Origin of the sequence: Caballeronia sp. GAWG1-5s-s (assembly GCF_023631445.1) — a bacterium.
Lineage (GTDB): Bacteria > Pseudomonadota > Gammaproteobacteria > Burkholderiales > Burkholderiaceae > Caballeronia.
Genome location: NZ_JALQDC010000001.1, coordinates 217509 through 242829, shown reverse-complemented (window position 1 = coordinate 242829; position 25321 = coordinate 217509). Strand labels below are relative to the sequence as shown.

The window sequence follows — 25321 nt, the reverse complement described above, 5'->3', positions numbered from 1 at the left end:
CGCGCCTATCTTCCGCTTCTTCGCGCCCAGCCGACACCGTTTAGCCGCCCAGTAAAGGCGGAATGAATGGAATCCATCGGCATCGTCACTCCCCAAACCTTGCGCTTTTCCGAGCCGCTCGTGCTTCAGAGCGGCAGTTCGCTCGGCGACTATGAACTCGTCGTCGAAACGTACGGTGAACTCAACGCCGCGCGCTCGAACGCGGTGCTCGTCTGCCATGCGCTCAACGCGTCGCATCACGTCGCGGGCGTGTACGCCGACAATCCGAAGGACGTCGGCTGGTGGGACAACATGGTCGGGCCGGGCAAGCCGCTCGACACCAATCGCTTCTTCGTGATCGGCGTGAACAACTTCGGCTCGTGCTTCGGCTCGACCGGGCCGATGAGCATCGACCGCGCGACCGGCAAGCCGTACGGCGCGCGCTTTCCCGTCGTCACGGTGGAAGACTGGGTACACGCGCAGGCGCGCGTGGCGGACCGCTTCGGCATCGAGCGATTCGCTGCCGTGATGGGCGGCAGTCTCGGCGGCATGCAGGCGCTCGCGTGGAGCCTCATGTATCCGGAGCGGCTCGGGCATTGCATCGTGATCGCGTCGACGCCGAAGCTCTCGGCGCAGAACATCGCGTTCAACGAAACCGCGCGCTCCGCGATCCTCTCGGACCCCGACTTCCACGGCGGCGACTACTACGCGCACGGCGTGAAGCCGCGCCGCGGCTTGCGCGTCGCGCGCATGATCGGCCACATCACGTATCTCTCGGACGACGACATGGCCGTGAAATTCGGCCGCGCGCTGCGCCGTGCCGAAGGCGCGCTCGACGCGTACAACTTCAACTTCGACGTGGAGTTCGAAGTGGAGTCGTACCTGCGCTATCAGGCGGACAAGTTCGCCGAATACTTCGACGCGAACACGTACCTGCTCATCACGCGCGCGCTCGATTATTTCGATCCCGCCAAAGCCTACGACGGCGACCTCACGCAGGCGCTCGCCCGCACGAAGGCGAAGTATCTGATCGCGAGCTTCACGACGGACTGGCGTTTCGCGCCGGCGCGTTCCCGCGAGATCGTGAAGGCGCTGCTCGACAACAAGCGCACCGTGAGTTACGCCGAAATCGACGCGCCGCACGGCCACGACGCCTTCCTGCTCGACGACGCGCGCTATCACAATCTGATGCGCGCCTACTACGAACGCATTGCCACGGAGATCGGCGCATGAACCAGAACACGCTTGATTCGCTCGCGCTGCGCTCGGACTTCCGGGCGATCGCGCGCTGGGTGGAACCGCGCTCGACCGTGCTCGATCTCGGCTGCGGCGACGGGTCGCTGCTCTCGCTGCTCGCCGAAGAGCTGGAAGTGAACGGCTACGGCATCGAGATCAACGACGCCGGCGTGCTCGCCTGCGCGCAGAAGGGCGTGAACGTGATCCAGCAGAATCTCGAAGACGGCCTGCGCCTCTTCGAAGACGACAGCTTCGATTTCGCTATCCTCTCGCAGACGCTGCAGACCATTCACCAGACCGCCGCGATCCTGCGCGAAACGGTGCGCGTGGGACGCGAATGCATCGTGTCGTTTCCGAACTTCGGCTATTGGCCGCACCGGCTTGCGGTCATTCAAGGGCGCATGCCGGTGTCGAAGTCGCTGCCGTATCAATGGCATAACACGCCGAACGTGCGCGTGCTGACCATCAAGGACTTCGAGGCGCTTGCGCCGGAAGTGGGCATCGAGATTCTGGACCGCGTGGTGCTGCACGGCGGGCAGTCCATCCGTTGGGGCGCGAACTGGCGTGGTAGTCTTGCGGTCTATCGCGTGAAGCGCCGGTGATGCGACCCGGCGCATCAAGCATCGACAACGCTTTTCCAACATCGACATGCCCGACACGCCACACGAGGCGCCCGCTCTAACTGCTCACGAAGAACATCCCCGCTGGCACGCGTTTCTCAACGCGCGCATCCTGATTTGCGTCTTTCTCGGCTTCACGTCGGGATTGCCGCTTTTCACGCTGCTGAGTCTGTTGCAGGCGTGGCTCACGAAAGAGCACATCGACGTCAAGCAAATCGGTCTGTTCGCGCTGCTCGGGCTGCCTTATACGTGGAAGTTCGTCTGGGCGCCGCTGATGGACCGCTACGTGCCGCGTCTGCCGTTCTGGCGGCCGGGTCGGCGCCGCGGCTGGATGCTGGTCACGCAAGTGCTCGTGACGCTGGCCATCGGCGCATTCGGCTTCGTTTCGCCGAGCGAGGACATCTGGACGGTGGCCGCCATCGCCGGTCTGCTCGCGCTGTTCAGCGCGAGCCAGGATATCGCCATCGACGCGTACCGGCGCGAACTACTCGCGGACACCGAACAGGGCCTCGGCAACGCGGTCCACGTCAATGCATACAAAGTGGCGGGGCTCGTGCCGGGCTCGCTCGCGCTGATTCTCGCCGGCTTCCTGCCGTGGAAGACGGTCTTTATCGTGACGGCGTTGTTCATGTTGCCGGGCATCGTCACCACGCTCGTCGTGAAAGAACCGGCCGTTCACGGCACGCCGCCTAAAAGTCTGCGCGATGCGGTCGTCGAACCGTTCCACGAATTCGTCACTCGCGATGGCTGGCGCTCCGCGCTTCTCGTGCTCGGCTTCATCTTTCTCTACAAGCTCGGCGACACCATGGCGACCGCGCTCGCCACCAAGTTCTTCCTCGACCTCGGTTTTACGACGATGCAGCTCGGCGTGATCGCGAAGACGGTCGCGTTCTGGACGAGCCTCGCGGGCGGCATTATCGGCGGCGTGTTTCTGGTGAAGATCGGCATTGCGCGCGGGCTGTGGATTTTCGGCGTGTTGCAGATCGTCGCGACATTCGGCTTCGCGTGGCTCGCGAAGATCGGGCCGTCGCCGGTCGCGCTCGCGGTGCTGTACGGCTTCGAGACGTTCGCCACGGGGCTCACGCTCGCCACGTTCACCGCGTACATCGCGAGCACCACCGACCCGCGCTACACCGCGACGCAATTCGCGCTTTTCACGAGCCTGGCTGCGGTGCCGCGCACGGTCGTGTCCGCGCTGAGCGGCTTTATCGTCGCGCGGACGGGCTGGTTCGAATACTTCCTCGTCTGCATCGCGCTGTCGATTCCGGGCATGTTACTGTTGCCGATCATCGCGCCCTGGAGACCAAAACGATGACGGTGCGCATATCGACTCACCGTGCGGGCCGCGCGCTCGCGCGGACGCTTGTCTGCGCGCTCGCGTGCGCCTTGCTCGCAACGCCGCGCGCGCATGCGCAGGACGAAGAGCGTGTTCCCGCGCCTTACACCGCGCCGAACAACCAGATCCGCTTCGGCAACACCGCGCTCTTTCGCAATCTCATTCCGCCTGCAGCGCTCGAACAGCAATCGGCCGACGCGTACGCCGCGATCATCCACGAGGCCGAGCGCAACAAGCGGCTGCTGCCGAACGACAACGCGCTGGTGAAGCGCGTGCGCGACATCGCGAATCACGAGATTCCGTTCGCGCTCAAGTGGAACGACCGCTCGAAGAACTGGAAGTGGGAAATCAACGTCGTGCGGTCGAACGAGATCCGCATGTACTGTCTGCCGGGCGGCAAGATCGTCGTGTATAGCGGCTTGATCGAGAAGCTGCATCTGAACGACAACGAAATCGGCATGATGTTGGGCCACGAGATCGCGCACGCGCTGCGCGAACACGCCCGCGAGCGGCTCGGCCGCCAGCAGGCCGAGCAACTGACCGCGGGAACGATGCCGCAGCTTTTCGGCTTTGCGGATGTCGGCTCGACACCGCTCGGCATCGGCGATCAGCTGCTCGCCATGCGCTATTCGCCTGCCGACGAGACCGAAGCCGACGTGATCGGCAGCGAGATCGCCTCGCGCGCAGGCTACGATCCGCGCGCCGCCGTCACGCTGTGGAACAAGATCGATACCGCCACGCGCCGTGAGGATAATGGCTTCGTCTGGATGCACCCGTACGGGCCGGACCGCAAGCAGGATCTGGAGAAACGCATGTCGGACATGATGCCGCTGTATGCGAAAGCCGTCGGCAAGAGTATCGATGCGTTGCCGAACTACGCGGGCATGGGGCGGTTCAAGAAGAGCGGGCGGTAATCACTTCCGGCCGACCTTCCAGTCGTAGTCGATCGTCAGCGGCGCGTGGTCGCTGAACTTGATGTCGCGGAAGATGGACGTGCTCTTCGCGGTCGCGGCAACCTCTTTGGTCGCGATCTGATAGTCGATGCGCCACCCGACGTTCTTCGCGTACGCCTGACCGCGATTGCTCCACCACGTGTATTGCTCGGGCCGCTGGTCGAGCGTGCGAAATACGTCGACATAGCCGACTTCATCGAACAGCTTGGTCAGCCACGCGCGTTCCTCCGGCAGACAGCCGGAATTCTTCTGATTGCTCTTCCAGTTCTTGATGTCGATTTCCTTGTGCACGATGTTCACGTCGCCGCACAGAATGACTTCGCGCTCTTTCGAAAGCTCGGCGAGATGCGGCATGAACTCGTCCATGAAGCGGTACTTCGCCTGCTGACGCTCATCGCCGCTCGATCCCGACGGCACATACACCGACACCACCGAAAGCCTGCCGAAGCGCGCTTCCACGTAGCGCCCTTCGGCATCGAACTCCTCGCTGCCGAAACCGATGATCACGTCGTCCGGCTCGTGGCGCGTATAGACGCCCGCGCCGCTGTAGCCCTTCTTGACCGCGTGCTGGAAGTAGCCCTGAAAGCCGTGCGGCGCGAGGAACTCCGGCGTCAGGTCGTCCTGCGAGCACTTGATTTCCTGCACGCAGACGACGTCGGCTGCCTGCTCGCCGAACCAGTCGAAAAAGCCTTTCTTGGCAGCCGAACGAATGCCGTTCAGATTGGCGGTGATCACGCGAAACATACGCTTCCTTTCTTCTTGATTTGATTTACTCGACCTTCACTCCGGTGAGCGACTCCTTCGCCGGCGGGAATTCGAGCTTCATGCCCTGCATCGTGCGCAAGACGAGCTCGGCGACCATCACGTTCCGATGCGTCTTCGAATCGCCCGGAATGATGTACCACGGCGCGTAGTCCGTCGAGGTCGCGCCGAGCGCCACCGAATACGCCTGCTGATAGTCGTCCCACAGCTTGCGGGCCTCGAGGTCCGAGACGTCGAACTTCCAGTGCTTCGTCGGATCGTCGATACGCGCCTGCAGCCGCTTGCGCTGCTCGTCCTTCGAAATGTGCAGAAAGCATTTGACGATGGTCGTGCCCGCATCCGCGAGCAGCGCCTCGAACTCGCGGATATGACGATAGCGCCGCTCGCATTCGTCATCGTCTATTTGCTTCAGCACGCGCGGCACGAGCACGTCTTCGTAGTGGCTGCGGTTAAAGATCGCGAGTTCGCCCGCCATCGGCGCTTGCGCGTGGACACGCCAGAGAAAGTCGTGCGCCATCTCGCGCTCGGTCGGCGCGCGAAACGGCACGATGCGCAGGCCGAGCGGATCGACGTCCTGAAACACGCCGCGCACCGTGCCGTCCTTGCCGCTCGTGTCCATGCCTTGCAGCACGAGCAGCACGCGCTCGCGGCGCTGCGCGTGCAGCTTCTCCTGCAACTCGTTCAGCTGCGCGCCGATTTCAGCGAGGCGCGCGCGGTCGTCGTCTTTCGCGCCTGTCGAGAAAGGCTTCTGAGACGGATCGACTGAAGTGATGTCGAACGCCTTGAGCTTTTTTCCGCCGTCGAAGAACGGAACGCGATAGTCGTCCAGGTCGGATTTCTTGGCCATGTTTTTTTCCGCTTCAGCAATGAAAAACGGGCCGCTGCACAGATCAACCGGCAACAGCCCGTAAGTCTTACGCTCCTGAATCAGCAGACCATGCGCGACATGCGCCGCCGACTCAGCCCAGCTTTTTCTTCAGCAATTCATTGACCTGCTGCGGATTGGCCTTGCCCTTCGTCGCCTTCATGGCCTGGCCGATCAGCGCGTTGAACGCCTTCTCCTTGCCCGCGCGGAATTCATCCACGGACTTCTGATTCGCGGCGAGTACTTCGTCGATGATCGCTTCCAGCGCGCCCGTGTCCGAGATTTGTTTCAGCCCTTTCGCCTCGATGATGCGGTCGGCCGCGGCTTCGTCGGTGGCCTTTTCTTCCCAGATCGACTGGAAGATGTCCTTCGCGATCTTGTTGGAGATGGTGCCGTCCGCGATGCGTTGCAGCACCAGCGCGAGTTGCGCCGCCGACACCGGCGACTGAGCAATATCCAGCGACTCGCGGTTGAGCTGCGCGGAGACGTCGCCCATGAGCCAGTTCGCGGCAATCTTCGCCTGCGCCGCACCCGCCTTCTCGACGACCGCTTCGAAGTACGCGGCCATCGCCTTCGACGAAGTGAGCACGCCGGCGTCATAGGACGTCAGGCCGTAGGTATCGACGAAGCGCTTCTGCATGTCCGCGGGCAGTTCCGGCATCTCGGCCCGCACGCGCGCCACCCAGCTTTCCTCGATCACGAGCGGCATCAGATCGGGATCGGGGAAATAGCGGTAGTCGTGCGCGTCTTCCTTGCTGCGCATGGAGCGCGTTTCACGCTTGTCCGGATCGTACAGACGCGTTTCCTGCACGACGGTGCCGCCATCTTCGATCAGCTCGATCTGACGGCGCACTTCGTACTGAATGGCTTCTTCGAGGAAGCGGAACGAGTTCAGGTTCTTGATCTCGGCGCGCGTGCCGAACTCCTTCTGGCCGACCGGACGCACCGAGACGTTCGCATCGCAGCGGAACGAGCCTTCCTGCATGTTGCCGTCGCAGATGCCGAGCCACACGACGAGACCGTGCAGCGCCTTCGCATACGCGACCGCTTCGGCGGCGCTGCGCATTTCCGGCTCCGTGACGATTTCGAGCAGCGGCGTGCCCGCGCGGTTCAGGTCGATGCCCGTCATGCCCGCGAAGTCTTCGTGCAGCGACTTGCCGGCGTCTTCTTCCAGATGCGCGCGCGTCAGGTTGACGGTCTTCTCGTACGCTTCCTTGCCGGCCTTTTCGTTGGCGGGCACGTGGATCGTGATCTTTCCGCCCTGCACGACCGGAATCTCGTACTGGCTAATCTGATAGCCCTTCGGCAGATCCGGGTAGAAGTAGTTCTTGCGCGCGAAGATGCTGCGCGGCGCGATGTGCGCGCCGATGGCGAGCCCGAAGCGAATCGCGCGCTCGACAGCGCCGCGGTTCATGACCGGCAGCACGCCCGGCAGCGCGAGATCGACGGGACTTGCCTGCGTGTTCGGCGCCGCGCCGAACTGCGTGGGCGCGCCCGAGAAAATCTTGGAGACGGTGGAAAGCTGCGCGTGCGTTTCCAGACCGATGACGACTTCCCACTGCATGTTCACACTCCCGATGCCGATGGTGCCTTGCGGTGCCAGTCGGTCGCGCGCTGGAACGCGTCGGCGACCTGGAGCATCCGGGCTTCGTTGAAATAGTTGCCGACGATCTGCAGACCGACCGGCCGATTCGCATTCGCGCCCGCGCCGAAGCCGCACGGCACGCTCATGCCCGGTAGGCCCGCGAGGCTCACGGAGAGCGTGTAGATGTCGGCGAGGTACATCTGCACGGGATCGTCGGTCTTCTCGCCGAGATTCCAGGCCACCGACGGCGCGACCGGTCCCATGATGACGTCGCACTGCTTGAACGCTTCCTGGAAATCCCGCGCGATGATGCGGCGAATCTTCTGCGCCTGCAGGTAGTACGCGTCGTAATAGCCGTGCGACAACACGTACGTGCCGACCAGAATCCGGCGCTTCACTTCCGGCCCGAAGCCTTCGGCGCGCGACTTCTTGTACATGTCGAGCAGGTCGCGGTACTCGGCCGCGCGATGCCCGTAGCGCACGCCGTCGAAGCGCGACAGATTGGACGACGCTTCCGCCGGCGCGATGATGTAGTACACGGGAATCGAAAGCTCGGTCTTCGGCAGCGAGACTTCGACGAGCGTCGCGCCGAGGGCTTCGTATTGCTTCAGCGCAGCGTCGATGGCGGCGCGCACGTCGTCGGCCAAGCCCGCGCCGAAGTACTCCTTCGGCATGCCGATGCGCAGGCCTTTCAACGGCTTGTCGGCATCTTCAGTCCAGTTCTTGCCGAGATACCGCGTGTAGTCTTCATTCTCCCGTTGCAAGCTCGTGGAGTCGCGCTCGTCGAAGCCGCCCATCGCATTCAGAAGCAGCGCGCAGTCGGCGGCGGTTTGCGCCATCGGCCCGCCCTGATCGAGCGACGACGCGAACGCGATCATCCCGTAGCGCGACACGCGGCCGTACGTCGGCTTGATGCCGGTGATGCCGGTAAACGACGCGGGCTGACGGATGGACCCGCCCGTGTCGGTGCCGGTCGCGGCGGGCGCGAGGCGCGCGGCGACGGCCGCTGCCGACCCGCCCGACGATCCGCCCGGCACGGCCTTCAGGTCCCACGGGTTCTTCACCGCGCCGAAGAACGAGTTCTCGTTGGACGAGCCCATGGCGAACTCGTCCATGTTCGTCTTGCCGAGACACACCATGCCGGCGCGGTTCAGGCGCTCGACGACGGTGGCATCGAACGGGCTCGCGTAGTTCTCCAGCATGTGGGAACCCGCCGTCGACGCCCAGCCGCGCGTGACGAACACGTCTTTATGCGCGACGGGCAGGCCGGCGAGCGGACCGGCATTGCCCTGCGCGATGAGGGCGTCGGCGGCCTTCGCCTGTTCCAGCGTGAGCTCCGGATTCACGCCGATGAACGCGTTCAGTTCTTTCGCGGCTTCGATGCGTTGCAGGTACGACTGCGCCAGCTCGACGGCGGAGATCGCCTTCGAGTCGAGCGCGGCGCGCAGTTCGGTCAAGCTTTTCTGATGCATTGCAGTTCCCTGATGAGCGCGGCGCGTCACGCCGCGCGCGAGATCGTTGTTCCGATGAGTCGATGCGCCACGCTCACTCGATCACCTTCGGCACGAGATAGAGCCCGTCCTGCACGGCCGGCGCGCAACGCTGGAACTCTTGGCGCTCGATCCGCTCTGAGACTGCGTCGTCGCGCAGTCGCAGGGCGACTTCCTCGATCGCGTCGATAGGATGCGCGAGCGGCTCGATGCCGGCGGTATCGACCGCCTGCATCTGCTCGACGAGACCGAAGAAGTCGTTGAGCCGCGCAAGCGTCGGTTCGGCCTCGTGGTCGGGCAGTTCCAGCCGCGCGAGATGCGCGATGCGTTTAACGTCGGTCAGGGTCAATGACATGGGATCACCGGAGAAAAACATGAACAACTCCCGCGCCAAAAAGGTTCGCTGCAACAGTCAGTTACGATCCTGGCGGAAAGCCGTCGAAGCGGGGCCGAGGATGGCAAAAAGTGCCGTCCTTTTCCTATAGAAACCCCCAAATTATAAGGTATCATTACACGTTCGACCCACATCCGGATCGACCTGTCAGCGGCTTTCTCCCTGGATCATCCCTCGTCGAGAAACGTTTGCGTGGCATGTTCAATTCCGCGGTAGATTTCTGCTCGGATTTGCATTCACGGCGGCCCGTTTCGCCGTCCCGGCAAACCGTTATTTTTTCCGCTGCCGTCCCCGGCGCTCTTAGCGAGGCACGGCTACCCAGCGAGACAGGATTTTTGAATGTTCGGCTTTTTGCGCAGCTATTTTTCCAACGACCTGGCGATTGATCTCGGCACCGCCAACACGCTGATCTACATGCGCGGCAAGGGCATCGTCCTCGACGAGCCGTCAGTCGTCTCCATCCGTCAAGAAGGCGGCCCGAACGGCAAGAAGACCATTCAGGCTGTCGGCAAGGAAGCGAAGCAAATGCTCGGCAAGGTGCCGGGCAACATCGAAGCCATTCGGCCGATGAAAGACGGCGTGATCGCCGACTTCACCGTCACCGAACAGATGATCAAGCAGTTCATCAAGACTGCACACGAATCCCGCATGTTCTCGCCGTCGCCGCGCATCATCATTTGCGTGCCGTGCGGCTCCACGCAAGTCGAGCGCCGCGCCATCAAGGAAGCGGCACACGGCGCGGGCGCTTCGCAGGTGTATCTCATCGAGGAACCCATGGCCGCGGCAATCGGCGCGGGGCTGCCGGTCTCGGAAGCCACGGGCTCCATGGTCGTGGACATCGGCGGCGGCACGACCGAAGTCGGCGTCATCTCGCTCGGCGGCATCGTGTACAAAGGCTCGGTGCGCGTGGGCGGCGACAAGTTCGACGAAGCCATCGTCAATTACATCCGTCGCAACTACGGCATGTTGATCGGGGAACAAACGGCTGAAGCCATCAAGAAGGAAATCGGCTCCGCGTTCCCCGGCTCGGAAGTGAAGGAAATGGAAGTCAAGGGCCGCAACCTGTCCGAAGGCATTCCGCGCAGCTTCACGATTTCGAGCAACGAAATCCTCGAAGCCCTCACCGATCCGCTAAACCAGATCGTCTCGTCGGTGAAAATCGCGCTGGAACAGACGCCGCCGGAACTCGGCGCGGACATCGCCGAGCGCGGCATGATGCTGACGGGCGGCGGCGCGCTCCTGCGTGACCTCGACCGCCTGCTCGCGGAAGAAACCGGCTTGCCGGTGCTCGTCGCCGAAGATCCGCTGACCTGCGTGGTGCGCGGTTCCGGCATGGCGCTCGAGCGCATGGACAAGCTCGGCAGCATCTTCTCTTACGAGTGATCGCAGGCTTCGGCGTGCGCGCGTTTCGTATCGAACGCATTGCCGAAGCAGACACTCGAGCATCCCGCGTAACGCGACGCGCGCACGGCCCGGCATCAGTCCGGGCCTTTGTCGAAACAGCGTAGGGCAGGTCCCGCCACAAGCGAAACAGCCTGCAGCATCATCCACCCGCTCACGCCCTCGGCGCTGACCATGGAATACAGTCCGCCGCCACTTTTCAAGCAAGGCCCTTCGGCGCTCGCACGCCTCATTTTCTTCGTGGTGCTGGCCATCGCGCTGCTGGTGTCGGACGTCCGCTTCAACACACTCGAAATCGTGCGCGGCATTCTCGGCGCCGGGCTCTATCCGTTGCAGCGCGCGGCGCTGGTTCCGCGCGACATCTTCATGGGGGCAGCCGATCTCGCCGTCACGAGCGCCACGCTACGCAGCGAAAACCGCAAGCTCGCCGACAAGAATCTCGAACTGTCCATCAAGGCCGGCGACGCCGCGCAACTGAACATCGAGAACGCGCATCTGCGGGCACTGCTGAACCTTCAGTCGCGCGCCACCACGCAAACCACGCCCGCCGAAATCCAATACGACACGCGCGATCCTTTCACGCAGAAGGTCGTCATCGGCAAGGGCTCGCAGCAAGGCATACAGGACGGCGCGCCTGTCGTGGACGAAGAAGGCGTAATCGGGCAAGTCACACGCGTTTTCCCGATGCAGTCGGAAGTCACGCTGCTCACCGACAAGGATCAGGCCGTGCCGGTGCAAATCGCGCGCACGGGGCTGCGCAGCGTCATCTACGGCACGCCGAAGGGCGACACGCTCGACTTGCGCTTCGTGCCGATCAGCGCTGACGTGCAAGTCGGCGACCAGCTCGTGACGAGCGGTCTCGACGGCGTGTATCCGCCGGGGCTCGCGGTCGCCAAGGTGCTGCGCGTCGACAAGCAGGCGGACACGGCATTCGCCCGCGTCGTCTGCGTGCCGGTCGCGGCGGTGCGCGGCGCGCGCCAGTTGCTCGTGCTGCATTACAACGTCAATGTGCCGCCCAATCCGGTCGAAGTCGAAGCCGCCGCTGCCGCCAAGGAAGCGAAGGAAAACAAGGGCAAGAAGAAGCCCGCGGCCAAAGCAGCGGCGGGCGCGAGCGCACCGGCTGCCGCGTCGGCGCCGGCGAGCGCGTCGGCGGCTGTTGCTGCGTCGACGCCTGCCGCGAATCCCGCGGCGAAGGCGACAGCGCCGAAAGCGGCATCGAGCGCAGCGGCCAAATCGGGCAAGAAGGCGCACGCGCCGAAACCCGCTTCGTCGGGAGCCGCGCGATGAATCGTCCGCAGTACATTCTTCAGCCGGTCAATCCGTACTTCATCACGTTCAGCCTGGCCGCCGCGTTTCTGCTGAATCTCGTGCCTTGGGGACGGCTCGTCGGCGTGCCGGATTTCGTCGCGCTCGTGCTGCTCTTCTGGAACGTGCAGCAGCCGCGCAAGGTGGGCATGGGCATCGCGTTCCTGCTCGGGCTGTTGATGGACGTCCATAGCGCGAACCTGCTGGGCGAACACGCGCTGGCGTACACGCTGTTGTCCTACGGCGCGATCACCATTCACCGGCGCGTGCTGTGGATGTCGCTGCCGGTGCAGACGTTCGTCGTCGCTCCGCTGCTGGTCGGCGCGCATCTCGTGCCGTTCATCATCCGTCTGATGACGGGCGCCGCGTTTCCCGGCTGGAGCTATCTTGTCAACGGATTCGTCGAGGCGCTGCTTTGGCCGATCGCGAGCTTCCTGCTTCTGATGCCGCAACGGCGCGCAGCCGATCCCGACGACACGCGCCCGATCTGAGCGCCGCGCGCGACACGGCGCCGATAAACGCCCGCGCGCCGACTACACTTGAATCGCGAAAGAATCGCGAACCACTCGCGAAACCCGCATGACCGAAATCAAGAACACCGAGCAACAGTTGTCGAAGTTCCGCCTGCGCGTCGCGGCGGCGGGACTGTTCGTGTTCGTCTGCTTCGGGTTGATCGGCCTGCGTTTTCTTTATTTGCAGGTCTGGCACTTCAGCAAGTACTCGTTGCAGGCCAACGAGAACCGCATCTCGGTCGCGCCGATCGTGCCGAACCGCGGCATCATTACGGACCGCAACGGCATCGTGCTGGCGAAGAACTATTCCGCCTACACGCTGGAAATCACGCCGTCGAAGATCAACGGCACGCTCGATGAAGTCATCGACGCGCTTTCGCAAGTCATCCCGATCGATTCGCGCGACCGCCGGCGTTTCAAGAAACTGCTCGAGGACTCGAAGAATTTCGAGAGCCTGCCCATCCGCACGCGCCTCACCGACGAAGAAGTCGCCAAGTTCACCGCGCAACGCTTCCGCTTTCCCGGCGTGGAAGTGCGCGCGCGGCTGTTCCGGCAGTACCCGCTCGGCACGACGGCAGCGCACGTGATCGGCTATATCGGCCGCATTTCGCAGCGCGATCAGGAACGCATCGACGATGCAAGCGACGCGAACGACGCGAACTCGGATCACTACGATCCGCGCCTCGACGCGAATAACTACAAGGGCACGGATTACGTCGGCAAAATCGGCGTCGAGCAGAGTTACGAGACCGAGTTGCACGGCCTGACCGGTTTTGAGGAAGTGGAAGTCACGGCGGGCGGCCGCCCGGTCCGCACGATGTCGCGCACGCAGGCGACGCCGGGAAACAACCTCGTGCTGTCGCTGGATATCGGCTTGCAGCAGGTCGCCGAGCAGGCGTTCGCGGGCAAGCGCGGCGCGCTGGTCGCCATCGAGCCATCCACGGGCGACGTGCTCGCGTTCGTCTCCGCGCCGAGCTTCGATCCGAACTCCTTCGTCGATGGCATCGACCAGCAGACGTGGGACGCGCTCAACAATTCGCCGGACCATCCGCTTCTGAACCGTCCGCTGCACGGCACGTATCCGCCGGGATCGACGTACAAGCCGTTCATGGCGCTCGCCGCGCTCACGCTGCACAAGCGCACGCCCGGCTGGGGCTTCCAGGACCCCGGCTATTTCACGTTCGGCGGCCACACGTTCCGCAACGACGTGCGTTCGGGTCAGGGCTGGGTGGACATGAATCGCGCGATCGTCGTGTCCAACGACACGTATTTCTACATGCTGGCGCGCGACCTGGGCGTGAACGCGATGGCCGGTTTCATGAAACCGTGGGGCTTCGGGCAGATTACGGGCATCGACATCGCGGGCGAGGCGCGCGGCATTCTTCCGTCGACGGAATGGAAGCGCAAGGCGTATCGCAAGCCCGAGCAGCAGCGCTGGTACGAAGGCGAGACCATCAGCCTCGGCATCGGCCAGGGCTACAACTCGTTCACCATCCTGCAACTCGCCCACGCGACGGCGACGCTCGCGAACAACGGCGTCGTGATGAAGCCGCACCTCGTGCGCGATGTCGAGAACCCGATCAGCAAGGCGATACGCCCGGTCGTGCGCGACCCGAGCGACAAGATCGCCGTGCGTCAGCAAGACATCGACGTCATCAAGCGCGCGATGGGAGGCGTGGTCACGAACGGCACGGCGGCGAAGGTGTTCGCGGGCGCGTCGTATCTCGCGGCCGGCAAAACGGGCACGGCGCAGGTCTATTCGCTGCAAGGCGCGAACTATCACGGCCACGCGACAGCCGAGCATCTGCGCGATCACGCGCTCTTCATCGCGTTTGCGCCTGCGGAGAATCCGAAGATCGCGCTGGCGCTGATCGTCGAAAACGGCGGCTGGGGCGCGGAAGCGGCCGGCCCGATCGCGCGAAAAGTGCTCGACTATTACCTCGTGGACCGGATGAAGCCGGGCGCCGAAGCGGCCGCCGTGGCCGCCGCGGCATCCGCGACGGAAGACGCTGGCCTGCCCGTGATCGGCGGCACGCAACCGCCGGCTGCGGCTGCGCTCCCTGCATCGGTGGCTAACCAGTCGCCGGCGTTCTCGCCGTCGGCTGCGTCTAATCCCGATGTCGCGAAGGCAGCTTCCGCGCCCGCTCTGCCGGCTGGCCGCCCGGCGTCCGCGCCCGCAGCGGCGCTGCCGGCGTCGGCCGCGCCGGCCCGCAAGCGCGGCCAAAAGAGCGCGCCGACCGAGCCGACGCCCACGATGGTGCGCGGCAACGCGGAGAACGGCGTGCGCACGTTCGCGCCGACCGGCGGCATCGACGAATAAGGAAATCGGCATGCAAGTGCATCTGCAATTCGACAAGCACGTGTGGATAGAGCGCGCGAAGCGCATGTTCGCGGGCTTCGACCGGCCGCTCGCGCTGATCGTTTTTCTGCTGCTGTGCGTCGGGATCGTGACGCTCTACAGCGCGAGTCTCGATGTGCCGGGCCGCGTGGAGGACCAGCTGCGCAACATCATGCTGACGTTCGGCCTGATGTGGGTTCTCGCGAACATTCCGCCGCAGACGCTCATGCGCTTCGCCGTGCCGCTTTATACGGTGGGCGTGGCGCTGCTCGTCGCCGTGGCCGCGTTCGGGCTCACGCGCAAGGGCGCGAAACGCTGGCTGAACGTCGGCGTCGTCATTCAGCCGTCCGAGATCATGAAGATCGCGATGCCGCTCATGCTCGCGTGGTACTACCAGCGGCGCGAGAGCAATATTCGCTGGTGGGACTACATCGTCGGCTTCGTGATTCTGATGCTGCCCGTCGGCCTGATCGCGAAGCAGCCGGACCTCGGCACGGCGGTGCTGGTGTTCGCGGCGGGCGTGTTCGTCATCTATTTCGCCGGGCTCAGTTTCAAGCTGATCGTGCCGGTGCTCGCGGCGGCGGTGGTCGTGGTGGCGAGCGTCGCGGTATTTCAGGACCGCATCTGCCAGCCCGAAGTCAACTGGCCGCTGATGCACGATTATCAAAAGCACCGCATCTGCACGCTGCTCGATCCGACATCCGATCCGCTGGGCAAGGGCTTTCACACCATTCAGGCGGTGATTGCAATCGGCTCGGGCGGCACGCTGGGCAAGGGCTGGCTCAAGGGCACGCAGGCGCACCTCGAATTCATCCCTGAAAAGCACACGGACTTCATCTTCGCGGTGTTTTCGGAAGAGTTCGGGCTGGCGGGCGGGCTCGTGCTGCTCTTTCTCTACATGGCGCTGATCGCGCGCGGGCTGTACATCGCGGCGAACGGCGCGACCTTCTTCGGGCGATTATTGGCCGGATCGCTCACGCTCGCGTTCTTCACCTACGCGTTCGTCAACATCGGCATGGTGAGCGGCATTCTGCCGGTCGTGGGCGTGCCGCTGCCGTTCATGAGTTACGGGGGCACGGCGTTGACCACGCTGGGCGTCGCGGTCGGGCTCATCATGAGCGTCGCGCGACAGAAACGGCTGATGCAAAGCTGACGCCGCGAGCGATTACTGCGGCTGCGCCTGTGGCGGCGGCTTCTGCTGCTCTATCTCGGCGCTCAGCTGCAGGTATTTGAGCTTCGCAGCCGGATCACCCTGCGCCGCGGCCGCCGCGTAGTACGCGCGCGCGACGTTGAGATTGCGCTCGACGCCATCGCCGCCGCGCTCATAGAACGATCCCGCGACGTACTGCGCCGTCATGTCGCCGCCCTGCGCGGCCTTCTTGTACCAGGTGAACGCCTGCGTGTTGTCGCGAGCGGTGCCGCGGCCGTCCAGAAACTGATTCGCGAGCGCCAATTCCGCCTGCACGTGCCCCTGATTCGCGGCGCGCAGGAACCATCGGTGCGCTTCCGCCGGGTCTTTCTCTACGAACTCGCCGTCGTCGTACATCTTGCCGTAGACGTACTGCGCGTGCGTCATGTTCGCATCGGCCGCGCGGCGCAGCCACTTCTTGCCTTCGGGCACGTCGGCGGCGCCGCCTTCGCCGTTGAGCAGCATCATCGCGTAATTGAACTGCGCGAGACGGCTGCCCTTCTCCGCCGCGCGACGAAACTCCGAGCGCGCGGCGACGAGGTTGCCCGCGTTGTAATCGGCGACGGCGTTTTGCGTCGCCAGATCGGTCGGCTTCGGCATGCCTTGCGCGTGCGCGCCGCCCGCCGTCATCAAGACGAGCGCAGCCGTTGCCGCCGCCACGCCGCCACGCCAAGCGCCCTTCATGCTCGGGCCTCCTGCAACGCCTGCCGCGTCGCCTTCAAGAGCCACATCACGTCGGCGGCAATCGAAACGAGCTTGATGCCCGCTTCCGCGTACTGCCGCGCGCTCGCGACATCGAGCGCGAAAATGCCGCTGCACTTGCCCGCGCGCTTCGCGGCGTCCGCGATTTTGGTGATGGCCGCGTGCACGTCCGGATGCTTGCTATCGCCGAGATGGCCGAGGCTCGCGGCGAGATCCGCGGGGCCGATGAACAGGCAATCGACGCCTGGCGTCGCGGCGATCTCATCGACGGCGGCGAGCGCCGCCACGGACTCGATCTGCACGATGGTCGCGATCTGATCGTTCGCGCCGGACACGTAGTCGCGCCGCATGCCGTATGCCGCCGCGCGCACCGCGCCCGCGACGCCGCGCAGTCCTTCGAGCTGCGCCTCGGTCGGATAGCGCGTGAGCCGCACGATGCGCGCCGCGTCTTCCGCCGACTGCACGTTGGGGAACATGAGCGTACGCGCGCCTGCATCGAGCACGCGCTTGACGAGCCAGCCTTCGGCGAACGGCACGCGCACGACCGGCTCGGTCGGCAAGTGCGCGGCGGCGATCGCGCGAAGCTGCTCGACCACATCGCGACTATCGTTCGGCGAGTGTTCCATGTCGATGCACAGCCAGTCGAAACCGGCATGCGCGAGCGCTTCGGCGGCATCGGCGCTGCACAGCGACAGCCACAGGCCGAAGAGCGGACCCGGATCGGCGAGACGTTGCTTGAGGGGATTCGTGAAGGTGCTCATCGCGCGGCTCCGTGGGAGCGCACCCTGCGCAATGTGAGGAAGGGACACGACTGGATGACTAACGGCATGTTGCGCTCCGGATGATCGACATGCACTGCGCGGCGTCGGCCAGAGTTGGCCGACTCACCGAGCGATCATACCGTGACAACGGCGCGGACGTTCGCCGCGCCTTCGACGCGCAAGCGCTTACGCCCGCTCGACGTCCGCCCAGCAGTTCGGCGTTTCGTACAGCCGCACGCGCTTGAGCTTGAGATCGACGCCGTAGTGGGCGTCATAGACATCCGCAAGAATGCGAAACGCGACCGCCGCCATGTTCTCGACGGTCGGAATGCGGTCGAACACGACGGTCTTGTGATCGGTCATCGATTGCAGGAATTCGCGCACTTTCACGTCGCCTTCGTAGACGATGAACGCGTGATCCCACTTGCTGACGAGATGTTCCATTGCGAGCGACTTCACGTCGGCGAAGTCCATCACCATGCCGCGATCCGGCGCGCCTTCCGTATCGACGAGTTCGCCTTGCAGCGTGATTTCGAGCACGTAACGATGCCCGTGCAGATTGCGGCACTGGCTGCGGTGATCGGGAATGCGGTGGCCCGCATCGAATTCGAGTTTTCGGGTAATCGTCTGCACGTCGGCTCGATCGTCTCTCAGGGGATGTTCAGGTATTTGTGCGTCTGCATCGACAGCCGCCATTTCGGATGCCGCTTGCACCAGTCGATCGCGAGCTTCGTATTGATGTCGCGCGACGGGCCATCCATCGGCTGCACGAGGAAGTACTCGAAGTCGAGCTTTTCGTACTCCGCGAGCCGTTGATTGTCCTGCGGCACGACGACCTTAAGCTCGTTGCCCTTTGTCACGACCAGCGGCGCGTCGGCCTTCGGGCTTACGCAAATCCAGTCGATGCTCTCCAGCACGGCCATCGACCCGTTCGTTTCGATCGCAATTTCGAAGCCCGCCGCGTGAAGCGCGTCGACGAACGGCTGGTCGATCTGCAACATCGGCTCGCCACCCGTGCACACGACGAACTTGTGCGCCGCGCCCTCGGGCCACAGCGACGCGATCTTCGCGACGAGTTCCGCCGGCGTCTTGTACTTGCCGCCGTTCTCGCCGTCCGTGCCGACGAAATCCGTGTCGCAGAAGCGGCACACCGCGTCCGCGCGATCTTCCTCGCGGCCCGACCACAGATTGCAGCCGGCGAAGCGGCAGAACACGGCCGGACGCCCGGCGTTCGCGCCCTCGCCCTGCAACGTGTAGAAGATTTCCTTTACCGCGTACGTCATGACTGCTCTGTAGTCCGTGTGATCTGGCTGTGGTCTGTCTTCGGAATCAGACCGGTTCGATGGTGACCTGCTCGCCCGCGCGATACGCCTCGTAGCCGCGCTTGCGCAGCTTGCACGCCGGGCATTGGCCGCAGCCGAAGCCCCAGTCGTGCAGTTCCGAACGCTCGCCCACATAGCACGTATGCGTTTCCACGCGAACCAATTCGACGAGCGCCTCGCCGCCGAGCGTTTCCGCGAGACGCCAGGTGTCGGCCTTGTCGAGCCACATGAGCGGCGTTTCCAGCGCGTAGCGCGTTTCCATGCCGAGATTCAGCGCCACCTGCAACGCTTTCATGGTGTCGTCGCGGCAATCGGGATACCCGGAGAAATCCGTCTCGCACATGCCACCGACGAGCACTTTCAATCCGCGCCGATACGCGAGCGCCGCCGCGATAGTCATGAACAGCAGGTTGCGCCCCGGCACGAAGGTGTTCGGCAGGCCGTTCGCTGTCGACTGAATCTCGATCTCGCGGGTCATGGCCGTATCGCTGATCGCGCCGAGCACCGACAAGTCGATCATGTGGTCTTCGCCGAGCCGATCGGCCCAATGCGGGAACTCACGCGCAACCGCTGCGCGAAACCCGTCGCGGCATTCCAGTTCAACGCGATGCCGCTGGCCATAATCGAAGCCGAGCGTCTCGACGGTCTTATAGCGTTCGAGCGCCCATGCAAGGCACGTGGCCGAGTCCTGTCCGCCGGAAAACAGCACGAGAGCGCTGTCCTTCGCGTCTATCCGAGTCACCGTGAAAACTCCGTGTATGAGATTGGCGTCGTGCGCCGCATGGCCGGTGGAATGACCGGCGTCGCGTTGAACGCGCGCTGCGGCGATCTGCGAATCCAGTATAGGCCGGTGGCGTTTTGTCGGACGCAGGCGGCCTTTATGCCTCCGATAGCAATCTGCGAGGTGATTCGCCGATGCTTTTCGGGCATCGAAAAGAAAAGGACTTGCGGTCCGAGGACGAGGCAAGTCCTTAATTCGACGCGGATTTTATCACGCTGAACGATTGTTCGCCGGGGTTGCCGTCCGGCGCTTTCGGCGCATGAGCGCGCCGCCCGACGACACAAATGAAAAAGCCCGAGAGCGAAAACACTCTCGGGCTTCTTGCATTCTGGTGGCCTGGGGCGGAATCGAACCACCGACACGCGGATTTTCAATCCGCTGCTCTACCAACTGAGCTACCGGGCCAACGAAGAAGTGAGACTATATCAGAGACAGGCACGGTGCTCAAGCCTTTCACCGAATTTTTCACGCTTTCGTCCGGATCGGCTCCAGCATGCCGCTCAAACTTCGCTCTTGTTCTTTCCGAGATCGACGCCGAGCTGCTTCAGCTTCCGATACAGGTGCGTGCGCTCCAGCCCCGTCTTTTCCGCGACGCGCGTCATGCTGCCGTTCTCGCGCGCGAGGTGATATTCGAAGTACGCGCGCTCGAAGGCGTCGCGGGCATCGCGCAGAGGAATGTCGAACGAGATCGACGCCGTCTGCCCCGCCTGACTCTGCCCCGCGCTGCCCGTGCCCGCATCGCCCGACGATGCGTTCAGCGCCGAAGCCGTCGGCAACGCCGCCGCGATCGGCACGCCCGATGAGCCCGCGTTCAGCGCGGGCTTGGCCGCCGCCACCGCAGCCGGCGCGGCCGTGCCGTGCGCGAGTCCCTGCTCGACCGCCTTCAAGAGCTTCTGCAGCGCGATCGGCTTCTCGAGAAAGTTGAGCGCGCCGATCTTCGTCGCTTCGACGGCCGTGTCGATGGTCGCGTGGCCCGACATCATGATGACCGGCATCGTGAGCTTGCCCTGCGCGGCCCATTCCTTCAGAAGCGTGACGCCATCGGTATCGGGCATCCAGATGTCGAGCAGGACGAGATCGGGTGTCTGCTGCAAGCGGTACTCGCGCGCGTGCTGCGCGTTCTCCGCCACGTCCACCACGTGCCCCTCGTCGCTCAGGATCTCGGAGAGCAGTTCCCGGATCCCCATTTCATCGTCTACCACCAGGATGGTTGCCATTTAAGCTGCCCTTGTCTGCACTGTTGCTTTTGTCGTTCCGTGTTTCGCGGCCGCCGGAGTCGAAGGCGCTGCGCCATCGGCGGCGGTCTCGTCCGCGAGTTGAAGAAACAGAATCGAGATTTGCGCGCCTTCCACCACGTCGCCTGTTTTCGACCGATTGCGAATGTCGATGCGCGCGCCATGCTCGTCGACGATCTTCTTCACCGTTGCAAGTCCCAGACCCGTGCCCTTCGCCTTCGTGGTCACGTAAGGCTCGAACGCCCGCGACAGGATGCGCGCGGGAAAGCCCGCGCCGTTATCCGAAACGCTCAGACGAACCGCGACGCGCGCATGACCCGAGGCATCGGGCTCGCCATATTCTACTGTCCTCGTTTCGAGCAGCACGCGCGGCTCGGGCACATCGGCGACGGAGTCCTGCGCGTTCTGCAGCAGGTTGTGGATGACCTGGCGGATCTGCGTCGCGTCGCCCCGGATCACGGGCAGCTTCGCGAGGTCCACCTTGATCGGGCTCTTGCCTTCTTCGATGCCGTAAAGCGCCAGCACTTCGCCGACGAGATCGTTCAGTTGCAGATTGCCGAGCACCGCGGGCGGCGTGCGCGCGTATTCGCGGAAGTCGTCGACCATGTGCTTCATCGCCTGCACCTGATTCACGATGGTCGTCGATGCGCGCTTGAGCACTTCGGCATCTTGCGGCGCGAGCTTGTCGGCGAGCTTCATTTGCAGGCGCTCGGCGGAAAGCTGAATAGGCGTGAGCGGATTCTTGATCTCATGCGCGAGACGCCGCGCCACTTCGCCCCACGCCACGGAACGCTGCGCGGAAATGACGTCGGAGATGTCGTCGAACACGACGACATAGCCGGTGGTCTCGGCGTCTTCCGTGTCGCTCTCGGTGGCGCTCAGCAATTGCGTGCCGCGCACGAGCAGCGTCAGCGGATCGTTCTCGCCGGGCACGGTCACGGCCACCTGCTGCTGCCAGTGCCCGCGATCCCCCGTCGGATGCCCGCTGCCGATAGCCGCCGCATCGCGCTCGGCGAACGCTTTCTTGACCATCGCGCCGAATTCAGCGAGCACGTCGATCTGATCGAGCGAATGGCCCTGCAACGCGCGAAACGACTGCCGGAAGATGCGCTCCGCGCCGCGATTCGCGGTGGTGAGCCGGAACTGCCGGTCGAACACGAACACGCCCGCCGTGAGGTTCGCGAGAATGCTTTCGAGATACGCCTTCGAATGTTCGAGCGCGATGCGGTTGTTTTCGACCGCCGCCCGCGCTTCCGAAAGCTGGCGCGTCATCGCATTGAAGGACTGCGTGAGGAAGCCGAGTTCATCGCGCGAATTGATCTCGCGCTTGGGCGTGTAGTCGCCTTCGGCCACTTCCTTCGTGCCTTGCGCGAGCAGGAAGAGCGGCCGCGCAAGCTGATTGCCGAGCGCGAGCGCGAGCATCATCGCGATGAAGGTGGCGAGAAAGAGCGCAAGCGTCAGCGTGCCGATATACATCTTGCGCAAGCCCGTGCGCCCGAGCCGCTTTTCCTGATACTCGCGATAGGCGCGCTGCACGGCGTCGGCATTGCGCGCGAGTTCCTGACTCACCGGCTGCTCGATCTGCAAGAAGCGGTCGACGTGCTGGAATTCGGTGGTCGTCGTCGGGTCCGGAATCTTCGTGATGACGCGCAGCCGCAGCGCGCCCTTCGGCCCGTTCGATTTCGGATCGCCGTCGATTTCGCCTTCTATCGCGCCGAACGGACGATCCTGCGCTTCCTTCAGCATGGAGCTGGTCGGCTCGTTCGTGGGCAAGAGCGAATAGTAATTCCCCGACGCCTGCGCGATGGTCCGCAAGCCCGCCACGCGCTGCAACGGTCCGCCTGCGTTCAGGTCTTCCCGGTTGTACTGATCGCGCGGACGCTCGAACACGACGGCGTCCTGCACACCGAACTGATCGCGCAGGCGCAAGAGCGTCAGCGTGAGGCTCGACGGATCGGCGCTCGCGAGTTGATCGCTCATTTGCCGGCCGCGATTCTTGAAATCCGCGAGCGACGTTTCGAGCATGCCGCGCCCGAGCGTCAAGCCCGACGTGAGCGCGGTTTCCACGTTCACGTCGAACCACGACTCGATACTTCGGGACACGAACTGATACGACACGACGTAGATGATCGCGCCCGGCAGCACGCCCACGAGCGCGAAGATCAACGCGAGCTTGGCGAGCAGCCGCGTGCCGAAGCGCCCCTGCCGCACGCGCGACACGATAATCAGCGTCAGGCTGATGACGATCAGCATAAAGATGAGCGCCACCGCCACATTCGCCGCGTAGAGCCAGCCGTAATAGCGGTCGAAGAATTCCGTATTCGCGCTCGCGAGCGCGAGCATCACGAGCAGCAGAACCGCCGTGAGCGCGACTGTGGTGACCAGCAACCGAACCACGAAACTCTTCATGTCCGTGCGGCCGCGTCGAAATCTATTTCGCACGTTCCGCCGCCGTAAAAGTGAACCGCTTCCAATCCGAGGACAGGTTCCAGTCGCGGTTGTTGACCGCGTCGATCTGGAACGGCTTGGGCATCAGCGCGATATCCAACTGCATGCGCACCGATGCGGTGTACGTTTCTCCGCCATGCACCTGATTACGGTCGATCACATGCCACGACGCCACATGCTTGATGACCGCGAGCGCCTCATTGAGCGATGCGAAGCGCAATTGCAAGCCGCCCGTCGAGACGCGGTACTCGTTCGTGAGCGGCTGAAAGGAGAGCCGAATGCTTTGCGAGACATTGACCGGCTCTTCGTCGAACCAGTACCAGCGCGGCCGTGAAAGCGTGAAGTCGATGGTGAAGTAGAGCGGCACGCTGCGATTCACGGCTTCTTCGAGACTGCTGTTGAGATCGAAGTCGAAATGCGCATCGAGGCTCCAGCCGTTGTTATCCGCCTGCAAGGACGCGCGCTGCACCGAGATGGTCTCGGCGAAGGCGGGCGCAGCCGGCATGAAACTCAGCCAGAGCGTCAGCGCAGTCCAGATGACGGCCGCGAGCCGAAGCGGAAAAAAGCGTTTGATCGTCACCGTTTCTGAAAGCGCGCGTAGAAGAATCCGTCGTGATCCGCGAAGGTTTCCGCGTTGACACTCGACGGCGGACCTGCGTTCTCTGCCTCGCCGGAACCGGCGCGTTCGGCATGTGTACCATCCGGTGACGCTTGAACCGCACCCGCGCTTGCGCGCGCCGCTGTCGGCAACAGTTGCCCCGGCGCGTCCAATCGTACCGCATCTTCATGCGACGCTCCAAACCAGCGGGCTTGTTCCTCGCCCTCCTCCGGGAAGATGGAGCACGTCACGTAGAGCAGTTCGCCGCCTTTCGCGACGAGCGGCCACAGCGCCGCGAGAATGCGTCTTTGTTCAGCGACGAGCGCGGCAATGTCGGACGAGCGACGCAGCCAGCGAATGTCCGGATGCCGCCGCACGATGCCCGACGCCGAACACGGCACGTCGGCAAGAATGCGATCGAACGGCGCGCCGTCGAACCACTGCGAAGGATCGCCGGCATCGCCCACGCGAATGTCCGCGTGCAGCTTCAGGCGCTCCAGATTCTGCGCGATGCGGCCCGCTCGCGTCGCATCGCTTTCCAGCGCGACGAGTTCGACGTTCGCCAGCTCCAGAATGTGGCCGGTCTTGCCGCCGGGCGCGGCGCAGGCGTCAAGCACGCGCATGCCGTCGCGAACATCGAGCAACTGCGCGGCGAGCTGCGCGCCGGCGTCCTGCACGGACACGACGCCGTCCGCGAAGCCGGGAATGCGATCGACCGGCATCGGCGTGTTTAGCCGAACCGCGTGCTGCCCCGCTGCGCGCGCTTCGATACCTTCGGACTTCAGAACGTCCAGATACGCGCTCACGCTCATGTGCCGCGCATTGACGCGCAACGTGAGCGGCCCCTGCACGTTGCCCGCCGCGAGAATGCGCTCCCATGCGTCGGGCTGGGCGCGCTTCACAGCGTCGTTCCACCACTGCGGATAGTTCCAGCGCGCGACGGGGCTTTGCATCGCTTCGGCGATGAGCGCGTCGCGTTCGCGCAGGAAGTTGCGCAGCACCGCGTTCACGAGCCCCTTCGCGAAGGAAAATTCGCGCCGCGCGGCGATCGAACTCACCGCCTGGTCGACCACGGTGAACGGCGCGTATGCCGCGTGCGCCTCGTCGTCCGCGAGCAAAGCGAACGCGCACGCGAGCACGTTGCTCACATGCGGCGGCGGCGCCTTGCGCACGAGCTTGTGCAGGAGCGCATCGGCGAGGGCAAGCCGGCGCATCGTGCGATACGCGATGTCCTGAATCGCGCCACGCGCCGCCGCGTGCTTGCCCGACGCCGCGACCGTCTGGATGGCCGCGGGCAACGCCGAACCTGCCCGGACCGCGCCGACGGCTTGTGCCGCGCCGTCGAGCGCGAACGCGAGCGAATCGGGCGCGAGATGCAGCGCGCTCATGCGAGCGTGCGCGTGCGGCGGGTGCGCGGCGGCGGATCGCCGGGAAGGCTTGTCTGTCATGTCGAGATGGGGTCTTGCGGCTGGCGCGAGCATATCAAACGACGATTGTAACGTGCGCCAC

The 25321-nt window shown here is 64.1% G+C and carries 23 protein-coding genes and 1 tRNA gene; 9 read left to right on the top strand and 15 right to left on the bottom strand.

The features are described from left to right. The first annotated feature begins 66 nt into the window (after positions 1-66). From metX to NCR34_RS01140, 4 genes are read left to right on the top strand one after another with little or no spacing between them, the layout of a single operon-like run. Positions 67-1212 (top strand): homoserine O-succinyltransferase MetX, encoded by a 1146-nt coding sequence (gene metX / locus NCR34_RS01155; RefSeq protein WP_175938938.1) that lies wholly within the window; start codon positions 67-69, stop codon positions 1210-1212. Then, complete coding sequence (gene metW, locus NCR34_RS01150; protein WP_175938937.1) at positions 1209-1817, top strand: methionine biosynthesis protein MetW; 609 nt, start codon at positions 1209-1211, stop codon at positions 1815-1817. The genes metX and metW overlap by 4 nt, the downstream gene beginning before the upstream one ends. A gap of 46 nt (positions 1818-1863) precedes the next feature. Next, the gene (locus NCR34_RS01145) at positions 1864-3150 is read left to right on the top strand and encodes an AmpG family muropeptide MFS transporter (RefSeq protein WP_250498892.1); all 1287 of its coding nucleotides are present in this window, start codon (positions 1864-1866) and stop codon (positions 3148-3150) included. Continuing rightward, positions 3147-4085: a M48 family metallopeptidase gene (locus NCR34_RS01140; protein WP_250498891.1), complete on the top strand. Its 939-nt coding sequence runs from the start codon at positions 3147-3149 to the stop codon at positions 4083-4085. Before NCR34_RS01145 ends, NCR34_RS01140 begins: the two co-directional genes overlap by 4 nt. Here the strand turns inward: NCR34_RS01140 and NCR34_RS01135 are convergent, their stop codons facing one another. The 5 genes from NCR34_RS01135 to gatC all read right to left on the bottom strand — a co-directional run bounded on the left by NCR34_RS01135 (position 4086) and on the right by gatC (position 9181). Next, positions 4086-4868 (bottom strand): exodeoxyribonuclease III, encoded by a 783-nt coding sequence (locus NCR34_RS01135; protein ID WP_248320873.1) that lies wholly within the window; start codon positions 4866-4868, stop codon positions 4086-4088. It lies immediately after the preceding gene. A gap of 25 nt (positions 4869-4893) precedes the next feature. Beyond that, on the bottom strand, positions 4894-5733 hold the full coding sequence (locus tag NCR34_RS01130) for a PPK2 family polyphosphate kinase (RefSeq protein ID WP_248320872.1): 840 nt from the start codon (positions 5731-5733) through the stop codon (positions 4894-4896). A gap of 112 nt (positions 5734-5845) precedes the next feature. Next, positions 5846-7315 (bottom strand): Asp-tRNA(Asn)/Glu-tRNA(Gln) amidotransferase subunit GatB, encoded by a 1470-nt coding sequence (gene gatB / locus NCR34_RS01125; protein WP_248320871.1) that lies wholly within the window; start codon positions 7313-7315, stop codon positions 5846-5848. Positions 7316-7317: 2 nt separating this feature from the next. Then, on the bottom strand, positions 7318-8808 hold the full coding sequence (gene gatA, locus NCR34_RS01120) for an Asp-tRNA(Asn)/Glu-tRNA(Gln) amidotransferase subunit GatA (RefSeq protein ID WP_248320870.1): 1491 nt from the start codon (positions 8806-8808) through the stop codon (positions 7318-7320). A 73-nt stretch (positions 8809-8881) separates the two neighbouring features. Beyond that, on the bottom strand, positions 8882-9181 hold the full coding sequence (gene gatC, locus NCR34_RS01115) for an Asp-tRNA(Asn)/Glu-tRNA(Gln) amidotransferase subunit GatC (protein ID WP_244847644.1): 300 nt from the start codon (positions 9179-9181) through the stop codon (positions 8882-8884). Positions 9182-9559: 378 nt separating this feature from the next. Here gatC and NCR34_RS01110 point away from each other — a divergent pair, with 378 nt between their 5' ends. The 5 genes from NCR34_RS01110 to rodA all read left to right on the top strand — a co-directional run bounded on the left by NCR34_RS01110 (position 9560) and on the right by rodA (position 15929). After that, a complete protein-coding gene (locus NCR34_RS01110; RefSeq protein WP_004189550.1) occupies positions 9560-10603 on the top strand; it encodes a rod shape-determining protein in 1044 nt (347 codons plus the stop codon). A 192-nt stretch (positions 10604-10795) separates the two neighbouring features. Further along, positions 10796-11908, top strand: coding sequence for a rod shape-determining protein MreC (gene mreC, locus NCR34_RS01105; RefSeq protein WP_248320869.1), 1113 nt, complete (start codon positions 10796-10798; stop codon positions 11906-11908). Further along, entirely contained in the window at positions 11905-12417 is a 513-nt protein-coding gene (gene mreD / locus NCR34_RS01100; RefSeq protein WP_175938922.1) for a rod shape-determining protein MreD, read from the top strand. Before mreC ends, mreD begins: the two co-directional genes overlap by 4 nt. A gap of 88 nt (positions 12418-12505) precedes the next feature. Then, positions 12506-14758: a penicillin-binding protein 2 gene (mrdA, locus tag NCR34_RS01095; protein WP_250498890.1), complete on the top strand. Its 2253-nt coding sequence runs from the start codon at positions 12506-12508 to the stop codon at positions 14756-14758. Positions 14759-14768: 10 nt separating this feature from the next. Next, the gene (gene rodA, locus NCR34_RS01090; RefSeq protein ID WP_371747360.1) at positions 14769-15929 is read left to right on the top strand and encodes a rod shape-determining protein RodA; all 1161 of its coding nucleotides are present in this window, start codon (positions 14769-14771) and stop codon (positions 15927-15929) included. A gap of 12 nt (positions 15930-15941) precedes the next feature. On the opposite strand, the gene NCR34_RS01085 is transcribed toward rodA, so the two are convergent. The 10 genes from NCR34_RS01085 to rsmB all read right to left on the bottom strand — a co-directional run bounded on the left by NCR34_RS01085 (position 15942) and on the right by rsmB (position 25260). After that, complete coding sequence (locus NCR34_RS01085; protein ID WP_371747359.1) at positions 15942-16649, bottom strand: tetratricopeptide repeat protein; 708 nt, start codon at positions 16647-16649, stop codon at positions 15942-15944. Beyond that, entirely contained in the window at positions 16646-17428 is a 783-nt protein-coding gene (locus NCR34_RS01080) for an HpcH/HpaI aldolase family protein (RefSeq protein ID WP_248320867.1), read from the bottom strand. The genes NCR34_RS01085 and NCR34_RS01080 overlap by 4 nt, the downstream gene beginning before the upstream one ends. A gap of 186 nt (positions 17429-17614) precedes the next feature. Then, entirely contained in the window at positions 17615-18061 is a 447-nt protein-coding gene (queD, locus tag NCR34_RS01075; RefSeq protein ID WP_248320866.1) for a 6-carboxytetrahydropterin synthase QueD, read from the bottom strand. Between the two features lie 17 nt (positions 18062-18078). Further along, positions 18079-18711: a 7-carboxy-7-deazaguanine synthase gene (gene queE / locus NCR34_RS01070; protein WP_248320864.1), complete on the bottom strand. Its 633-nt coding sequence runs from the start codon at positions 18709-18711 to the stop codon at positions 18079-18081. Between the two features lie 46 nt (positions 18712-18757). Continuing rightward, positions 18758-19492: a 7-cyano-7-deazaguanine synthase QueC gene (gene queC / locus NCR34_RS01065; protein ID WP_248320863.1), complete on the bottom strand. Its 735-nt coding sequence runs from the start codon at positions 19490-19492 to the stop codon at positions 18758-18760. Between the two features lie 368 nt (positions 19493-19860). Then, a tRNA-Phe gene (locus NCR34_RS01060) sits at positions 19861-19936 on the bottom strand. Positions 19937-20031: 95 nt separating this feature from the next. Beyond that, complete coding sequence (gene esaR, locus NCR34_RS01055; RefSeq protein ID WP_248320862.1) at positions 20032-20748, bottom strand: response regulator; 717 nt, start codon at positions 20746-20748, stop codon at positions 20032-20034. Next, a complete protein-coding gene (locus NCR34_RS01050) occupies positions 20749-23175 on the bottom strand; it encodes a sensor histidine kinase (protein WP_284506434.1) in 2427 nt (808 codons plus the stop codon). Positions 23176-23197: 22 nt separating this feature from the next. Further along, positions 23198-23794: a DUF4390 domain-containing protein gene (locus NCR34_RS01045; protein ID WP_248320860.1), complete on the bottom strand. Its 597-nt coding sequence runs from the start codon at positions 23792-23794 to the stop codon at positions 23198-23200. Further along, positions 23791-25260: a 16S rRNA (cytosine(967)-C(5))-methyltransferase RsmB gene (gene rsmB / locus NCR34_RS01040; protein ID WP_248320859.1), complete on the bottom strand. Its 1470-nt coding sequence runs from the start codon at positions 25258-25260 to the stop codon at positions 23791-23793. Before rsmB ends, NCR34_RS01045 begins: the two co-directional genes overlap by 4 nt. Between the last annotated feature and the right edge of the window lie 61 nt (positions 25261-25321).